Origin of the sequence: Aliiroseovarius zhejiangensis (assembly GCF_014656375.1) — a bacterium.
In the GTDB taxonomy this organism is placed as follows: Bacteria; Pseudomonadota; Alphaproteobacteria; order Rhodobacterales; family Rhodobacteraceae; genus Aliiroseovarius; species Aliiroseovarius zhejiangensis.
In genome coordinates this window covers 18455-36071 of record NZ_BNCH01000005.1, presented here as the reverse complement: position 1 = coordinate 36071, position 17617 = coordinate 18455, and the positions used below count along the sequence as shown (strand labels likewise).

At 57.5% G+C, this 17617-nt stretch carries 9 protein-coding genes, 1 tRNA gene and 1 pseudogene; 3 read left to right on the top strand and 8 right to left on the bottom strand.

Annotated elements, in window-relative coordinates:
* Nucleotide 1: 1 nt before the first annotated feature.
* Nucleotides 2-838 carry a diaminopimelate epimerase gene (gene dapF, locus IE188_RS11755; RefSeq protein WP_191286700.1) on the bottom strand — a complete coding sequence of 279 codons (837 nt, stop codon included), beginning with the start codon at nucleotides 836-838 and terminating at the stop codon, nucleotides 2-4.
* Nucleotides 839-948: 110 nt separating this feature from the next.
* On the opposite strand from dapF, the gene IE188_RS11750 reads away from it, so the two are divergent.
* A tRNA-Lys gene (locus tag IE188_RS11750) sits at nucleotides 949-1024 on the top strand.
* A 447-nt stretch (nucleotides 1025-1471) separates the two neighbouring features.
* A complete protein-coding gene (locus IE188_RS11745; RefSeq protein ID WP_191286699.1) occupies nucleotides 1472-1753 on the top strand; it encodes a hypothetical protein in 282 nt (93 codons plus the stop codon).
* A 1061-nt stretch (nucleotides 1754-2814) separates the two neighbouring features.
* Here IE188_RS11745 and IE188_RS11740 read toward each other — a convergent pair.
* The 4 genes and pseudogenes from IE188_RS11740 to IE188_RS16895 all read right to left on the bottom strand — a co-directional run.
* Complete coding sequence (locus IE188_RS11740; RefSeq protein WP_191286698.1) at nucleotides 2815-3474, bottom strand: arylamine N-acetyltransferase family protein; 660 nt, start codon at nucleotides 3472-3474, stop codon at nucleotides 2815-2817.
* 95 nt (nucleotides 3475-3569) lie between these two features.
* Nucleotides 3570-5102 carry an asparagine synthetase B family protein gene (locus IE188_RS11735; RefSeq protein WP_191286697.1) on the bottom strand — a complete coding sequence of 511 codons (1533 nt, stop codon included), beginning with the start codon at nucleotides 5100-5102 and terminating at the stop codon, nucleotides 3570-3572.
* A gap of 1 nt (nucleotide 5103) precedes the next feature.
* Complete coding sequence (locus IE188_RS11730) at nucleotides 5104-7176, bottom strand: NADAR domain-containing protein (RefSeq protein WP_229836769.1); 2073 nt, start codon at nucleotides 7174-7176, stop codon at nucleotides 5104-5106.
* A gap of 534 nt (nucleotides 7177-7710) precedes the next feature.
* Nucleotides 7711-8265 (bottom strand): annotated as a pseudogene (locus IE188_RS16895) (glycosyltransferase family 2 protein); the annotation flags it as partial.
* 211 nt (nucleotides 8266-8476) lie between these two features.
* Between IE188_RS16895 and IE188_RS11725 the strand changes: the two are divergent.
* Nucleotides 8477-11212 carry a glycosyltransferase gene (locus IE188_RS11725; protein WP_191286695.1) on the top strand — a complete coding sequence of 912 codons (2736 nt, stop codon included), beginning with the start codon at nucleotides 8477-8479 and terminating at the stop codon, nucleotides 11210-11212.
* A 101-nt stretch (nucleotides 11213-11313) separates the two neighbouring features.
* Here IE188_RS11725 and IE188_RS11720 read toward each other — a convergent pair whose 3' ends face one another.
* The 3 genes from IE188_RS11720 to IE188_RS11710 all read right to left on the bottom strand — a co-directional run bounded on the left by IE188_RS11720 (nucleotide 11314) and on the right by IE188_RS11710 (nucleotide 17609).
* A complete protein-coding gene (locus tag IE188_RS11720) occupies nucleotides 11314-13260 on the bottom strand; it encodes a toll/interleukin-1 receptor domain-containing protein (protein WP_191286694.1) in 1947 nt (648 codons plus the stop codon).
* A gap of 288 nt (nucleotides 13261-13548) precedes the next feature.
* On the bottom strand, nucleotides 13549-16425 hold the full coding sequence (locus IE188_RS11715; protein ID WP_191286693.1) for a type I restriction endonuclease subunit R: 2877 nt from the start codon (nucleotides 16423-16425) through the stop codon (nucleotides 13549-13551).
* Nucleotides 16426-16445: 20 nt separating this feature from the next.
* Nucleotides 16446-17609 (bottom strand): restriction endonuclease subunit S, encoded by a 1164-nt coding sequence (locus tag IE188_RS11710; RefSeq protein ID WP_191286692.1) that lies wholly within the window; start codon nucleotides 17607-17609, stop codon nucleotides 16446-16448.
* Between the last annotated feature and the right edge of the window lie 8 nt (nucleotides 17610-17617).

Genomic DNA, 17617 nt, shown 5'->3' with positions numbered 1-17617 from the left:
CCTAGAGCCCTTTCAGAAATTCTTGCGTCAACTGGCCCTTGAACACAAAGGCCGTGGGGCCGGTCATCCAAACGCCATCTTCGCGCCAATCCAATGTCAGCCAGCCGCCATCCAGTTCCATCCGCACGCGCTTGTCGGTCAAGCCGCGTTGGTGCGCGGCAACGGCAGTCGCACAAGCCCCGGACCCGCAGGCCAGGGTGATCCCGGTACCACGCTCCCATACCCGCATCCTGATCTCGTCGCGTCCGCGCACCTCGGCGAACTCGACATTGGTGGCTTCGGGAAACAGCGGATCATGTTCGATGCGCGGCCCGATCGAGGCCACGTCAACGGCCTCGGCGTCATTGACGAAAAAGACGCAATGCGGGTTGCCCATGCCGACCGCTACCGGGTCGCCATCCAGCGGAAGATGGGCGGTGTCGACATCCGAAGCCAAGGGTACTTGATCCCAATCCATTTGCGGCTGCCCCATGTTGACGGCCACCTGATCGCCATCGGCGCGCGCCTGCAGAATGCCGCGCGCGGTACGAATGGTCAGGGCGTCTTTCCCTGTCGTGTCCATGACAAACTGCGCCACGCATCGGGTCGCGTTGCCGCACGCGCCCGCGCGGCTGCCATCGGCATTCCAGAAATCCAGGTCAATATCGGCCGCGTCCGAGCTTCTGATCTCGGCCAACTGGTCAAACCCGACTCCACGGTTGCGATCTCCCAGTTTCGCCGCCAACTCACGCGTGACAACAGCATCCCGCCCCCGTGAATCGATCATCACGAAGTCATTGCCCGCTCCATGCCATTTCATGAAGTCGAGCGGTTGGGATATAGAGTCGGCAGATGCCATAGCGCGCGATATACGCCTTTGAAAAAACTTTTGCCAGAGATCGCGCGGATTCCGTGGAAAATGGGGTTGACCTGCAAAGCCCACAGCTATAGTCACCGCGCTCACAGAGTGGGCCGTTAGCTCAGTTGGTAGAGCAACTGACTTTTAATCAGTGGGTCGAAGGTTCGAATCCTTCACGGCTCACCACTTCTCATAGATGTGACTAATCAGGATTAGTTTCCTTTTTAGCATGGTTTTCTTCCTTTTTCGTCAAAAGAGCTTTCCTCTGGGGGAGCCACGCCGAAAGAGAGGGGAAGACCGCGCGTCGCCAGATGCTGCCCTCTACTGCCGGGCGGTGCGCTTTGCGCAAATCTGACTGGGGAACCGCTATCCGAATCCAGAGCACTGGTTGTCGTCCGCAATGCGACAAGAGGTGACTGGACGGGCGCTCTTTGAATCAGCTCAAGTTCATCGCTGCCCAGGCCAACACATCAGGCTGACGTTTCGGGTGAGCCAGGAATCGTAGCCGCAATGTGTCCGCTGGCAATTTCAGCGGGTTGTGCTATCGGACCTTATGATTTGAACGTTTTCCCTTTTCGCGCACAGCACGGCCCCCGCCGTGCCCTTTGGCGTGCACAGACGAAAGGAAAACAGATGAAACCTCCCATCCTTCCGCCCATTCAGGGCAAACGTTTTGACATCGAGGTTCTCCCTCTTCAGGTGCTCAGTCTTGCGAAGAGCGCCAGCAAAGGGCCCACCTATCTCCGCAGCGGCGGTCGCATTTCCTGGGTGGTCATGACCGAGACCGTCTTTAATGAAGTCTGGCCGGATCCACGGCGCGCCTGGAGTACAGATGAGATGCCGTTTTGGGCTGAACGGCTGCTGCTTAAAGCTCTACAAACGGCGGCAGCCGACACATCAGGCGGGGAGGACTGACGGGACCGGTCGCCTCACCTAGGATGAGGGACTAAACTGGTGCGGCAGACAACCGGGAATTTCCGGCGGTTTGCCCTCCATGTTTCGCAGATCTCTCGCTGAAGCTACACCCAAACCTTCAGGTTCGGCTCCACCACCTCATCGCAGAACCGCCGGAAAGTCAGCACGTTCGCGTGCCCTGCATATCGTCAGAGAATTGACACCGGTTTCTCAATAACGCTGCCGTTCAACGTAACTGGTACTGCGCACTGACAGCGCCGGGAGAGGCAAGCCAGCCCCGGCCCGCTCTCCTCAAAAAAGGGCCGTAGGAACGGGGCTGGTGACGGTTGAACTTTAGTGCTTCCGGCCCTTACCGGCCATTCATCGTGTCAGACTGCGCCGCGGTGCAGCTTCACCGAACCGGACTTTCGCTGCGAGGGCGAACTCCGGCCGCAGACGAACTCACAATATGCGGGACTTAGCCGCTATTCGCTCTCAGTATCTGAGCGGGCGGTTCTCCCCCGTGCCGCTCGTCTGATAAGTGATATTGGCAAAACAATAACTGCGACGATTGCTACGAGGATGGCACCAAAGAAGTGATGTAACTTGCTGCCCGCACGCCAATATCCATGGGCTAACGTTGACGTGGCCAACAATATGCTCGCTATTCGGTTGTGCACGCAGCCTTCTCCCAGTCTCCCACTATTTAGAGAGATGGTAGCAGTACCGAAGCTACCCACAAAGGGCTCTCTGCCGACTTCGGATGCGGCGCGGCATCGCGCATGATCTGGGACGTCCGGAGATGCAAGGACGGCCCATAGCTGCCGTTCAAGTGCGACGTAATCGCTGCGATGCGGTGTTAGCAAAGCGGTCGCTCACCAGCGCCGGTATGCTCGCGTCCGTTGACTTCGAAAGCAGGCAGCTCAAACTAAACAAGGCAGGTTTCTGGGGGCACATCAATCTCCTTTGCGGATCAGCGGTGAGCGTGGCAGCGGCGCGCCCCCGCAGGATCAGGTCGACCTCCGGACTCGCTGAGCGGTAAATGTCCGATCTTGCCTTGTCGATAGAGCCTCTACCGCATTTTACCCGCGATATTCCTTCCAAAGGTCAGAGCACTCTGCGTTACCGCTGCAAAAACCGTCATCGCGCAGGACGTAGAATGCATCGCCATAGATACAGGAAAACCTTAGTTTTCCTTTGAAAGGTAGATCATTGCGCGGGTCGTAGCGATCCGCAATCGCAGCCACAACCTGCGCGCGCGGCTGTGGGGTCAGGTCGGCGCTCAGAAACGGGCGGAACTCCGGCTGCTCGGGGCGTTTCATCTCGACATGCAATTCCTTGCCTGTCGGGGCTGCCCGAAACGCGATCCCGAAGGCGGTAAATGCGCTTGGCTCGAAGCACGGGATCGGGTGCATGACGGGCCAGTTCGAGCCGACATCAATGAGGTAATCACCCGCCCCAAGGCTTATGAGAATGACGGTGTGGGTCTCACGGCCATTGATGCGGCACCGATGTAGGCGCGGCTTTAGCCTTGCGCCGAATTTATTTTCCAGACGGGCAAGAAACAGTACGGCACGGTCCGAGCAGGTGCCGCCATAGGCGGAATTCTGGATCGGCATCTGATAGTTAAGAAACAGGGTGTGAAACGGAACGCTGCGCCAGAAGGCGTCGATTTCTTGCTCAAGCGCTGCGAGCAAGGCCGCGTCATCAAGCTTGCCCCCCGCAGTGACGGGACGTGACATAACAAGGCACCCATGCGCGGTTTTGGCCTGCATACGCGCAAGGTCGTGCCAGTTTTCCACAAAGAAGTGCAGGAGAGATCGTAGGAGGTTCAGCATTACATTTTGCCGGTGTTTTCGGGCGGCAACGTATAGCGCCGGCCGCGGGTCTTGAGGAACATGTCGAAGGCAGGATAGCTGTGGAAATAGGGATCGGCATCGAGATGACCTAAGAGGTCCCTGAAATGGCTGTGCCAAACGGCGTGGAGATAGTCGGTTTCACTGTCTCCAGCGCGCGTGCAGCACAGGATCATTAGCCGTTGAATACCTGTGCCGCGATCAAAAGATTGCTTCGGTCTGGCGATGATTTCGGGCGGCAAATGCGCGGCAAATGCCTGACGCAGAACCCTCTTTCGGATCGGCTGCGGGCCATCGCCGTAAAAATCCGTTTCGGTGAAACCTTGCGCCAAATCTCGCAGGTCGTGGTCGAGGAAGGGGCAGCGGACCTCGATGCCATAGGCCATTGCGGCCCCATCAACGCGCCGAAGTTCAGTGCGCTGCAGGTCCGCCAGGAGGCGGGCACGCGAAGTGTCCCATGAGCGATCCGGCCCAAAATCCGGCGGATCGAAATAGCCACAGAACATTTCATCAGCGCCGTCCCCACCCAAGGCCACCTTGTGACCACCAGCCCGCGCACTCTGGGCAAGAAGATATGTGCCGATCCCATTGCTGATGATGGAAGGGTTATAGCTTTCGGTGGCCTCCACAACCCGCGAAATCAACTCCGGCATTTCGCTCATCATTGGGACCGAGACAGGGTGGATGCGGCTGGCCGGCACTCCGAGATCAGCTAGCAACAAGGCGGCATAGTGGGCATCCTCGCTCTCGGGATCATCGAAATAGTAGTAATGCGCACGGTCGCGGTCGGGGCCTTCATGCACAAGCGTCGCGATAATCGAACTGTCCAAACCGCCGCTTACAAAGACCGCGAAACTGGCAAGATCCGAACAGGCGGTCCGCTTGTTGATGCTGCGGCGCATGGTTGTGACCAAGGCCTGTGGCGTGGATTTTTTCGCGGACAGCGGAGTGGGACGTCGGGGCAGGGCCCTTTGTATAATCTGGCCGCTTTCCATGTCGATTTCGCAAAGCCCAAGCGGGATTTCCTCGAAACGCTCCACGCGCATGGCGGATTTCAGGGCGCTGGTCAGCATGAAAGTTCCGTCGGTGCTTACCAGAAACAACGGCTTTTTGCCGATCGCATCGCGCAATGTAAAAAGTCTGTTCGCCGCGCTGTCATAGACTACGCCAGAGAAAAACCCGTCCAGCCTGTCGAGAACCCCCTCTCCGAGCGTGGCGAAAAGCGGCAGCACCACGGCCATGTCAGACCCGCCGAGGCTCGTCAGACCGAACTCTTCACGCAAGGCGAGGTGGTTGTAAATTTCGCCATTGATCACCCCTGTCAGGGTCGTCTGGCTTAAAGGTTGCATACCCTCGTCGCCGATTGCATTGATCGCAAGCCGCGCAAAGCCGACGACCAGATCGCCAACGTCTCGAAGCGCCTGCGCATCTGGCCCGCGATGCGAGAGGCGGTCCAAAGCATGGCGGGTCCATACATGTCGTTCTTTCCCCCAGGCACAGACAATGCCGCACATGCTAGACGCTTTCCATAAGCTGTGTGTCCTGCACGGGCGTGTCCGGTCCCATTTCACGGCGCAAGAGCATTAGGATTTTGCCAAAGGAATTTTCACCGCACCCATTGGCCAGCTTGCCCCAGTAAGTGTCGGTTTTCGACCGCTCGATGATTTCGCGATGACCGGTCGACAGCAGGCTTTCCAGCACCTCGGGATGCTGTCGCAGCTTTAGCTTGACGGTCGAATGCATCACGCTCAGGCGCCTGCCGTCCCAATCCGGCACCATCTGGTCACGATGCGAATGGGCAATCGCTTTGGCATCTGCGGGCGTAGAGGCACGGCGAATACGCTCGCGCAGCACGGCCATGGAGAATTTACATGCTTGATAGAGATGCTCGGTGCTGCGCCAAATCAGCCCCTCTGCATAAATCGGATAAGGCGCGAAATTCGACAATTCACCAAAGGCCCCGCGCGTGCTGTCTATAATCACGGGGTTTGTTGCGTCGATGCCCTCCAAGGCTAGGCCATCTGACCTTAGAAGAAGGTCGCGATGGCCCTGCGCCGTCTTCGAGGAGAGGTAGTCGAAATTCTCGAACGAGACAGTGCCGCGCAGCCGTTTCTCGCTAACATCGAAACCATGCTCGCGCAAGGCGCTGGCCTTCGACGGATTGTTGCCAAGCAGGCAAAGCCGTGTGACCCCCAGTTCGCGCAAAAGCGTGGCTGCGTCATCAAAGCAGCGGATGTCATGCGCAAGCCCAAGGGCATCGCAGGCCTCATAGGTGGTTTCCTGCGCCGCGTGCATCCGGTCGACGATCCGGATCTTGTCTCGCAAGCCGTGCCCACGCCCTTCCTGCATCAGATAAAGGACCGCGCCGCAGCCCCTTGCCTCGATTTCGCTGAGGGCCGCATCCAATTGTTCGGCGCAATCACAATCGGTCGCGCCGAACACTTCGGAGAACTGGCAGGAGGAATGCAGACGGATTAAAGGTCTCTCTGCGCTGGCAAGATCGCCAAGCAGAAGCAGTTGGATCGTGTCGCCAAAATGGCTCGTCAGGGTCATGCGCGAGCGGGGGCGGATCAGATGGCAGCTGGGTTCCAAGGCGGCGCTTTGTTGGGTATGGGCGTCGAACTGGGATGCGATGCGGGACGCTGTTTCGGGCTGTGCCAAGGTCTCGAGCCCTTTCATGAGTTCTGTTCTGAAGCTGTCGTCCAAAATCCCGCGCAGGCTTTGTGTCAGCTGTGAGACCTCACGGATATCAAGGCTGTCGAGAGCGGCCAAGGCTTTGTCGATCTCTTGGAAATACTGCGCAAGCCGCAGGATTATGGCCGAAGCGCGCGCGTGAAGGGAGGCGGCAAAATCCGGCGCGTCCTCGGCGCCGAAGCACTGTCGCAGACTGTTAAAAACGCAACTACCGATCAACTCGTCCAATGTCTTGCGAAGGCCGAGTTCAGGGCTGGTCCCCTGCATGCGGCGATGGAGCGTTTCGAGATTGCTGCGGCGAATTTTGAAGCCGAACTGCCGCGTCGCCAAAAGCGCCCACATCATGTCAGAGCGCCGAACCGAACCGTCCGGCCCGTCGATGATCGGGAACGGCACGGACAGCATTGCGGGGTTAAAGATGACAATGGTGCCGCCGCGATGCAGGCTAGGCGGGCCCAATTCCAGAGTGCTCGGGTCGCCAAAACCGCGCAGGTCTCGAAACAAGCTCTTGCCTTGCTTGAGGCCGTCGAGCTTACCCAAAAGCCATGCGCGGACCTGTTGAACACTCTCCACTCCGGCGCGGGGTTCCGCCCAAGCGATCCGGTCAGGGCGTCCCTCGAGGCTCAGCGCATAGTGATATGTGTCAGCGAACTCCGCCATCCACGCGCGGTTTTCGGCCCGCCGGTCGGACAGGGGGGCATGGTCAGGTAATCCGTCCAGCCGGTCCAAATTCGCCTTCAAATCCTGTAATTCGAACAAAAGGCCGCTGAGCGCGGCATTGGGGCTGTCACCGACATATTGCCCCAAAATGGCATCTGCATCGCGGTTAGGATTGCAAACTGCCTGAGCGAGTTTGGTGATGGCGAGATCATCGACGGTAAAATCGTCGTCCAAAAACCAGACCGGGGGCGGTGCGATGCGGCTTTCGACATAGGCGCGGACGCGGTCTTGCAGAAAATTGCGCGCCTCGGCAATCTTCAGGATCCCGCGGGCTTCGGACGGGCTGAAATAGCGGATCTTGAGGCCATGCGCTTGCGACAAGGACCAGTCCGCATCAGGGTTGTTGCGCAAGGCAATGACCGTCACGTCAAAGCGCGCTGTCGCATGGCGATCGAGTGATGCAAGCAACCTCTCCAGCAGTGCGGGATTGACCGACATCGTCGCAATCACGAGCGGTTCTTTGTTTGTCTCTTGTGTCAGCCCTGGGTCGTAGTCGAAAAGCGCGAAGGCACGCGCACGTGAAGCCCTCAGCACCTCTGGCGACATTGCCTCTCGCCACTGATCGAAAAACACCTCTAGGCCGTCAAACTTGGCCGCGCAACCGCGGTCGGTCAAGCGCGGGCTTTGGTGTGTACGATCAATGAAGGCGGTCGCGCCCAAGGCCACACGGTAACGCGCACCGGCCCTGCACAGCCTGAGACAGGCATCGCGATCGGTGCAAGACGACAGCGCAGCATTCCAGCCGCCGATCTGGCGCAGCACGCCAAAGGAGATCGCCATTGTAGAGTTCGAAATACCGGGGTTGCCGATAAGAAACTGGTCCGGCGTGATCACCTCGGGGGGCTGTCGCACTGGACGCTGCGGATGGTCCTCATTCGCATATCGGTAGGGGGACGCGACAAAATCCGCGCCTGCGTCAAATTGCGCCTCAACGGCTGCGAGGTAATTCGGGGACCAGTAATCATCGTCATCGAGGAGTGCGATGATCGCGTCACTGCACAGATCTGCTTCCAAAGAACGAAAGGCGGCGTTGAGCGTATTGCTCAGCCCCTGCGCATCGGGGTTTGCGATAAGGCGAAGTGCCCCATCAAAATCCGGCCATGCCCCCGCAAAATCAACGGCGAGAGCGTCTTGATCTTGCGCATCACATGCGATCACGACCAGATCAGCGGCGCGACTTTGACGCGCGACGTGATCCAATGCGCGTTGAAGCAGTTTGGGGCGGCGAAGGGAGGTTGGAATAACGACGGCCAGTTTACGCATGACGAATTAAATACGATAAGTGGTTTCTATTGCAGAGCTTTAATCAAAGAACACGATAGACTCCAACCTCGCACTTGAGCCGTCATGCAAATTGCCGCCCCGCCTCGTCGGGTGTCATTGAGTGTGCAGTTGATCATTGCAATTGCCGGATTGTGGTTTGCGGTCTGTCGTGGTCTTGTCCCGCGGAGGGCGGGCTGGCAGGCGGAGGAACATGGCGAAGTCCGACATTCATGCGGAGCAGCGCGCGATGGTTGCTACAGAGGCCGTTCGTGCGGCGATCGGGGCAACAAACGCGCTGACAGTCCTTGGGCAGGGCGACGAAGGAGTGGTGGCCACCGATGGCACACGCATCTGGAAGCTCTTTGATCGTTGGAGCGCAGAGAAAGCCGAAGGTGCCGTGCCGGTGCTCCAGCGATTGATCGCGCAAGGGGATGCTGGCGCGGCGCTCAAAGCGCCGTTGTCATTGCGCCAGACCTATGCGGGCTGGTTGTTGGAACTGCCCTATGAGATTTCCCAACCGTGGTCCGGCGGCCATGGGCCGGGGCTTGTCGAATTGCTCGCCGATCTGCACCGCGTGGGGCTTGCCTTTCGAAACCTGCATCCAAAGAACCTGCGTGTGATCGGCCAGACGGTGCGGCTGATCGACTTTGGTGCGGATCTGGTCTTTGTCGATGATCCGCGCGCGCAGGGGCTGGATTTCTTGCAAATGTGCCGTAGGGCCTGGTTATGCTGGCGCTGGTTCTGGCGCGAGGATCTGCCGGCGTTGATGCGCCGCTCGCTCACCGCCGATGATCTCCCCGAACTTGCAGGGCATGAGGCCTTAATTCAAGCTGTCCGGATGCGCCTTGGACTGTGCCAAGCCGATGATCCGCTCTGGGCTCGTGCGCGGGCATTGCACCCAGAACGCCTTATCATGTTCGGAGGGGACGAAGGCTTTGACGAGATCGCGGGGTCCAGCTCGGGTTCTCATCTGCATGTCCACGAACCACATCCGACCAACGGGCTTTCCACGGCTACCCTCGCTGCCGCCCCATTTGACCTGACGGTTTGGCGTGCGGACCCAAATCTCACAGATATCGCCGCCTTCGACCGCCTGCTTGAGGATCTGCGCAGTGTCACCGCGCTGCGGGGGCGGATTTTGCTGGAGCTTTCTCACCCCGCCTATGCGCGTCGCCTGCGCTTTGCGGGACCGCAAACGAGCAGTGAGCTCAGCCGTGAGGCAAAGCGGGTACAAGGTTTGAGCGAACGCCATCTGCGTAGGCGTTTGGGGCGTGCAGGGCTACGCCTTATCGCGCGCCATGAACGCAAGGCCATTGAAATGGAGCGTTTCGAACCGGCTGCCGATCGGCTTGTTTGGGAACTGGACATCGTGCCGGTGTCGCAAACCGCCTTGCTTATCAAGGCCTGCGCCATGGATGCGGAGGCCCTATCGGCCCATGTGCATGATTTTAACGACGCCCTCGCAATCGGGACAATGCCGCGCGAGACGGTGCTGGCACTTGATACGCGCCAATCTGGTTTTGTGCGGGCTCACACGGAGGGGGATCTGGCCGCACTTCGCGCCTCTGCCGAACAGCTGCTGGCAACGGGTGAAATTGATCGGATTGTGGAGACACCCGAAGATCCAGAAGCGCTACGCGCGTTGAACCGGCGCTTGTTCGGGCTTGATCTCGCAGCAACCCATAGTGCTGGCGGGGCAGCTCATGCGGCCTTGCTTACCGGCTTTGAGGCATGCGACGCCGCGCGTGTTCTTCACGCCGATCTCGACATGATGATCGGTCCGGACAGTGGGGGGCGGGATACGCTGGCTCAAATGGAGGCCGCCCTTGATGCCGATCCCGTTGCCGTCTCCGCCAGCTTTCCCATTGCCCGCGCAGCGCCCGCCACATGGTCGGCAGCCGGTCAGGGGAAGCCTTGGCGGGTCGAAAGCCGCCTTGGTTTGGTCGATATGGCGCGCATGCGCCGCCTGTTGCCGCTGCCAAACTCCGAAGACGCCGGTGCGCCACAATTGTCTTGGCATCGTGCGCTCGATCGCGCGGTGGCGTCTGGCGCAGCGCATTCCCTGCGTGGCGGTGGCGGTGCGTTTTGCATCCATCCGCCCAATAGCCGCAAGGGCGCACTCGTCGATTGGGAGGCGTGCCGTATCGCGGTCGCGCGCGGGAAGGTGCCTTCGGTGCAAAAAGGCCAAGTCGAATGGACGGGCGACCCCGAGGACTGGCGTCTGCCCGAGCGGACGGAACGGTTTGTCTTCGTGCTCTGCGGCCGCAACGTGATGCCCGAACGGTTTCGCCGGTGCTGGGAGTCGGTGCTGCGCCAGTCCCGCGATGATTGGGGGGCAATCGTGGTCGATGATGCTTCCGAGCCTTGGATCGGCGACGAGATTGCGCAGATTCTCGCGCCCCAATGTGAGCGGGTGAGCTTCTTGCGGCGGCGGCGGCGGGGCGGCAGTCTGGCGGGCTTGGTCCATGCCGTCCGCGACATCTGCGCCAACGGCGACCAGATGATCATCACGCTCGATTCCGACGACCATCTCATCGGCGAAGGGGTTCTTGATCGGCTCGACCGCGCCTGTCGGGCGGGGGCCGATCTGATGGTCGGCTCGATGCTGCGAACCGACAAGGTTGCGTCCTACCCGGTGCAGTTCCATGACCTGGCGTCAGCGCGAGGCGGGAATGTGTGGCAACATCTGCGCTGTTTTCGCAAAGCGTTGTTCGATGCGGTGCCCGACGAATTTCTGAAGCTGGACAACGACTATGTCGATCTGGCAACCGATTGGGCCGTTATGCTACCTATCGCGACAAGCGCCCAGAACCCGGTTTGGATCCGAGATATTCTCTATCTGCATGAACCCGGCGTCACACGGTCTCCCGCCCGCGCCCGCGCTCGCGAAGCGATCATAGGGCGTCTGATGGCTCGTCTATCGCTGCTGGAGGTTATGTCATGTTGATGTTTTCAGCCCTAAGGGAAGGGGCGAGCTGACAAACGCACTCGGCCCTAAGCGGTCGTTGGTGCGAAATGTGTCTAATGACCGCTCCAAGCCCGAAGCGGTCACTTGATTTCGTAGTCACCCAACTCAAAATCTAACAAATCGTTGCCTAACTGACCGCGAAGTTTTTTCGCGCCCTCGGGTATGACTATGATGAATTTTTGCGTACTTGCAGCAAGGCCGAGAAGCGTAGAAGCCGCGGACTGACTGTGCTTGTTCTTTTTTGTACGCTCACCTATTGCGACACTTCCAACGAACCGCCCTCGGTACTCGACAATGTAGGTCTTAGTCGTGGGCGGACTGGACGTGCCGGCCAGTGCATTGACAAGCGAGGGTTCGCGTTTCTGAAATGTTCCTGTTGCGACGAAGCTCCCACCTTCTATCCTGAGATCCAATTCACAGTCTGGGTCAATCAGTGTCTTAAGAACATCGCCGGGCGCGGGCTGCCAAAGATATTCTCCCACATGGCTAAGGAAGTCACTCTTCGAACTAACCCCTTTCAACTTGTCTTTGTGGTCTTTAGTTTCCTCTTCCGGAAGTTCCCTCAACCGGACAAGCGCCGCCGCCACGTTGTCGTGGTAGTTCGAATGCTTCTGGGCTTCCTTGAGCAATTCCTCAGCTTCAGAAAAGAATCCTGACCCCATGAATTCGTATGAAAGGTTGCTCATCGCAAGTGTTTCATCTTTTTTGGCAGCTTTCCGGTATGCATCAATTGATTTCCCGCGCAACGAGAAATGTCGATATGCGACCCCCAAGTTGTTCCAGACCGTTCCATTCCTCTGGTTGGCAGGAATTTTTTCATAGTGGAACATAGAAAGAGCTTCATTGCCGGTCTGTGAATGGAGATAGGCTAGGTCAAACCGCTTTGATGTATCAGTTGGATCGATAGAAAGCTCTCTTTCCAACATCGCAGCCTTTAGCACATCGTCTTGGTACCAATCAGAAAGATCTGCAAGGTTGGCCAACAGAAGCTCTTCAGTTTCTGGACTGTCTACAAGATCGCGCATCTCTGCGATAATCTCAGACATCTCTTCTCTGTTACCTTGCTTCTGCGAGATCCTCGCAAGCTCTCCCAGGAATCCAAGCTTTCGGTCACGGTCATCGGTACACTTAATTGCTGCACGAAAATGTGCTCGAGCCCTACTATAATCTTCGAATTGCAGATAGCCTTGCGCCACGCGTTGACGTACTAGGGGGTTTTCTCCGTACTCATTGATTAGTGCGGCGAGGCTGGCCAAATTCCCATGCTCGGACCAGCTCAGCTTGAAAAACTCGCAAAACGATTTCCACTCGCCAATCGCATCGAGATCTTCGGAGCTGAGCGTCGCAAGGTAGGTTTCTGAGACCTTGCTTGAGTGTTCCGCATCTTCGCGCGCCAACCCCATGAGGAACTGATGCTCAAAATCACTCAAACCCGCCGAAGGGTCTGGTATGTAGAGTTCAGTGTTTGACGAATCTCTACTCTCACTCGGCTTTTGCACAGATGCGGCTTGTTCCCCTCGCGTCTCGGCTTCAACGCCATCTTGGGGATTCGGTGAACCAACTTTTTCAAGAAATTCTCGACGCTTTTGATTTATCACTACTTGTTTGGTTGTGATCTCAAAGTTTGCGCGCAGAGCCTCAATGAATTCTGTAACTCGATCTTCATCATTGATGAAAAAGCCAATCTCGCGAGGATCTAAAGCTCCATCTCTGAACCTTACATCGTTTAGGTCGAAATCTGGCGTAAAGATTGCCGCATGCTGGTTTTCTACGATCCAAGCCGCCCCCATCTCGTTGAGGCAAGCAATGCTTGAATAATAATCGGCAGACAGCAAGAAGATAACGAATGGTTGGTCGGATATTTGATTCTTTAGCCATTCAAAAATATTGTTGCCGACTGGAATTCCGTATGAGGTGTTGCTTGTAAACACAATGCTCTCGTGGGCGACACCCACTCCAGTCAGCAGGTCTATTAACGCCTGCCCATAAACTGCGTTTCTAGATGAGTGCGAAATGAAAATCTTCATCTTTACCGAGCCTTGGTTTCTGAGGTCAAACCCACAATTGATTTGATCGGATCTCCCAAAGAATGGTGCTCTAACCAGAAGTCTTGTTCAACCCTCGAAGCTTCGAGTATGTTTGCTTGCTGAAGCGGCACTGTGATCCAGTAGCTTTTAGTTGGTCGCTTCTGATCCACCACGGACATGCCGCCAAGCTTTGCAATGCCAGCTTCCCCGCGCATAGCGGACATCGGTGCAAGGTGCAGCGAAATTCCGGTCTCCGCCCGTTGTGGTCGAGTTAAGATACTCCACGCCCTAAATATCACCCATCCCCTCATCGAAGGTTTCGACCAAGTCGACCATCCGCGTGACGACACGCTCGGCCGAGGGTTTGCGCTGAAGAATGCCGGGAGCTTCGGTCATGATCGCAATCACCTCATCGGTCAGCGGGCGCTTGCCGGAGAACTGATATGCTTCCAGCAATCCGTTAAAACCGTTTCGATCCAGCTTCTCTTCTGTGCAAATCGTTTGGAACGCCGCTTCGCGCTTCTCTGCCCAGAATTCTTCGAACGTCGCATTCGTTTTTTCGGCGCTTTTCATTGTCGGCAGATAGGCCGTAATGAATTCTTCGATCAATTCGCGCTTGCTGCGCAGGCGGGGCTCTGACCCGAGCAGATCGAGAATAGTCTTGGTCTTGCCCGCAGTATCCAGCGCGTCCTCGGCTTGCTGTTGCTCCGCGACGACGGAGGCCAGCAGGGCCAGGATATAGGCGACGTTGATGTTGTCGCGCCGGATCAGCTCAAGCTCGAAGTCGACCTCATTGAGAATAGAGGCCCGCTGATCGTCATCCCGATCCGATTTCATGCGGTCATGGATATCCAGATACTTGCTCTTGAAATCCTCGAAGCGCTGCGCGCCCAGTGAGAGGTCATCGTCACTGAATTCAGTGAAGCTGGTCAGCACGTTGCGGATTCGGATTAGCTCGCGGAAGGCGCGCACGAACGCGAGAATGTCGTCTTCTGAAACCAGCTTGTCCACGGCCGACGGCGTCGGAGCAATCTTTAGCAATTCCATCACCGCCTCGTTGAGGCGGTCAACGTACTCTTGGTAGGGCGCGATCAGGATCGTCTCGTCAGCATCCTTGTTCGAGAACAGAGCGATGGCCTCGTCCACCTTGGCCTTGAGGTTGCGGAAGCAGACAATATTGCCTTGGGATTTCTTCTGACCGAGGATCCGGTTCGTGCGGGAAAATGCCTGAATCAGCCCATGATATCGCAGGTTCTTGTCGACATAGAGCGTGTTGCAGGTCTTGGCATCAAAGCCGGTGAGGAACATGTTGACCACCAGCAGGATGTCGATGCCCTGGCCTTCAATGAAATCCTTCCGGTCGCGCCATTTCATGCGCTTCGCCAGAGCTTTGTAATAGACGTAGAAGGCCTTTCCGTCCCTCACGCTGTTGTTGGTGCCGAACATGGCGTTGTAGTCGGCCACATAGCCAGCCAGCTTGTCGCGGCTGTGCTGGGTGGCCGCACTGACGGGGCCGCCCGTTACATCCGGTTCGCCGATCAGGCCATTCGCGTCTTCATCTTCTTCGTTGGCCGCGAAGGTGAAGATCGTGGCGACCTTCAGGTCATGCTTGCCCTCGGCCTTCTTGCGCTGAAATGCCTCGTAGGTCTTGGTCAGCGCATCGACGGAACCGACACACATGATGGCCGAGAAATCGCGGCTATGCGTCTTACGGTCGTGGTTCTCGATGATCCAGTCGATCACACCGTCGATCCGTTTGTCGCTCTCGAAAAACTCCTTCAGATCGAGACCAGAAACCTCTTCGTCCCCGATGAACGTCCCGTCCTTGCGTCGCAGCTTGCCCCAATACTCGACCGAAAAGCGCAGCACGTTCTCATCTCGGATGGCGTCCGTGATTACATAGCGGTGCAGACATTCCTCGAACAGGTTCGCGGTCGTCCGCTTTCCAATAGCGTTTTCCTTCAGGATCGGCGTGCCGGTGAACCCGAACATCTGCGCCTTGGAGAAAAACGCCACGATATTCTTGTGAGTGTCTCCGAACTGGCTGCGGTGGCATTCGTCGAACACGAATACGATCCGCTCATCCTTCAGCGCTTCCATCGCTGCAGCGTGGCGTTCCCGCGTGATGGCCGTGTTCAGCTTCTGGATCGTGGTCACGACCAGCTTGGTGTCGGGATCGGCCATCTGATCCACCAGCGCCGTGGTGTTGTCAGTGCCGTCGACCGAGCCGGGCGAGAAATAGTTGAACTCCTTCGTCGTCTGGTAATCCAGATCGGCCCTGTCCACGACAAAAACGACCTTGGCGACCTTCGGGTTCTCGACGATTACCTGACTGGCCTTGAAGCTGGTCAGCGTCTTGCCCGAACCCGTCGTGTGCCAGATATAGCCGTTCTTGCGCCCCTTCATCACGCGGTCGAGGATCCGTTCGACGGCGTAGTACTGATAGGGCCGCAGCACCATCAGCACCTGGTCGCTTTCGTGCAGGACCACGTATTTCGCGATCATCTTGGACACGAAGCACTTCTCAAGGAAGGCGTCGGAAAAGGCCTCCAGCCGTGTGATCGGCGTGTTGTCCTCATCAGCCCAGAAGAACGTCTGCTTGAAATCCTGATGCCGGTTGTTGGCGTAATACTTCGTGTTCACCCCGTTCGAGATCACGAAAAGCTGCACATATTGGAACAGCGCATTGCCCGCGCCAAAGCTGTGGCGGTGATAGCGGTTGATCTGGTTGAAAGCCTCTTTCAACTCGATCCCGCGTCGCTTCAGCTCGATCTGGATCAGCGGCAGCCCGTTCACCAGAAGCGTCACGTCATAGCGGGTCTTGTAATGCCCCTCCTGCGTGATCTGATGCGTCACCTGATAACGGTTGCGGCACCATTCGCGCCCATTGAAGAACTGCACATAGGCAGTGGTGCCATCGTCGCGTTGCAGCGCCATGCGGTCGCGCAGAGTCTTGGCCTTTTCAAAGGTCGAGCCCTTGCCCAGATGGTTCAGGATGGTGCGGAATTCCCCGTCCGAGAATTGCAGCCCGTTATGCGCCTCAAGCTGCGCACGCAGGTTGGCCTCAAGCGCTGCATTGTCGGGAATGGCGACCGAGGCCCAGCCCAGATCGTTCAGACGCTGGATCAGGGCGGTTTCGAGCTGGGCTTCGGACTGGGTATTCATGACAACCTCTGGGGCAAACCTTAAACGAATAGCTTTTGCAGAAGGCCTTTCTTGAAGGCCTCCATTTCAGAAATCTTTTGCGACAGGGCGTCGATTTTCGCGTCGAGGGCAGAGAGGGCGGCGGCGATTTTGTGCTGCTCGTCGGGGTGGGGGAAAGGCATTGAAATTGCTTTTACAATCGTACCCGAAAAGTTCCCTTGGCCTCCCTGTAAGTATCTGGCGCGAAGCGCGTTCTTCTTCCAGCCAAGGAAGTGAAATGAAAAGCTGAGATCAAGCTCCGAGCGAACACAGAGCACCGCTTGGTTTATTGCTCCATCAAGCTTCGAAAAAGCAACTTCACCAGCATTCGCGCCATAAAGAGCGACAAGTAGATCACCCTTTTCGATTAGTCGTGCGGCAGACTTTTTTAGCCCCAATTCAGATAGATACTCCGAAGTTGTATCACGGCTAATCTCGGCAGATTTTATGAATGGAATTTTTCCACCATAGTATGCCTCTCGGCCGACAGTTGGAGTTCCGCCAGAAAATGCAGTTACAAACTCGCCCAGTTTCCGCTCCTCCCAATCCGGGAAAGGGCTACCGTCATCGCGGGTAAAGCGCAGCTCGCGCGAAAACAGCCGCTGCATCAACCCGCGCTTATAGTCCTCCAACGTGGTTTTCTTGTCGGTCAGAAGGGTGATCTTACGGGAAGTGGCGTCGAGTACTGCCGCAATCTTTTCCTGTTCGGGCTGATCCGGCAGAGCGAGCGGAATCTTGGCGAAGTCCTGATAATAGAGGCGCAAGCGGTCACTGGTCAGCCCGTGCGAATAGGCCCAAAGCTGGTGCAGCATGTGCCGGTTCTGAAACCAGTAGTCGAAGAATTTCGAGGACACGCCTTTCTTGGGCGACAGAACGACATAGGCCGGGCTAACCATGCATTCCTCGGACGCCATGCCGACCGCACCCTGCCACATCCGCATCATGTTGTAGACGAGATCGCCCGGCTGGGCGCGCAGGTTGGTTTCGTCCGCCGCGTCTGCGCCCATGTGCCGTTCAAGGCTATCGCGGCGGACGAGGCCACGGTCCTGCGTTACGGAATAGATCGGCAGCCCGGCCTCGCCCTTCGCCTTGCTTTTGCGAAAGGCATCGCCCGCCCGTGCAGGCTTCCATGGCCCCTTGAACTCCGGGAAGCGAAGTTCCGGCACAAGTGGTC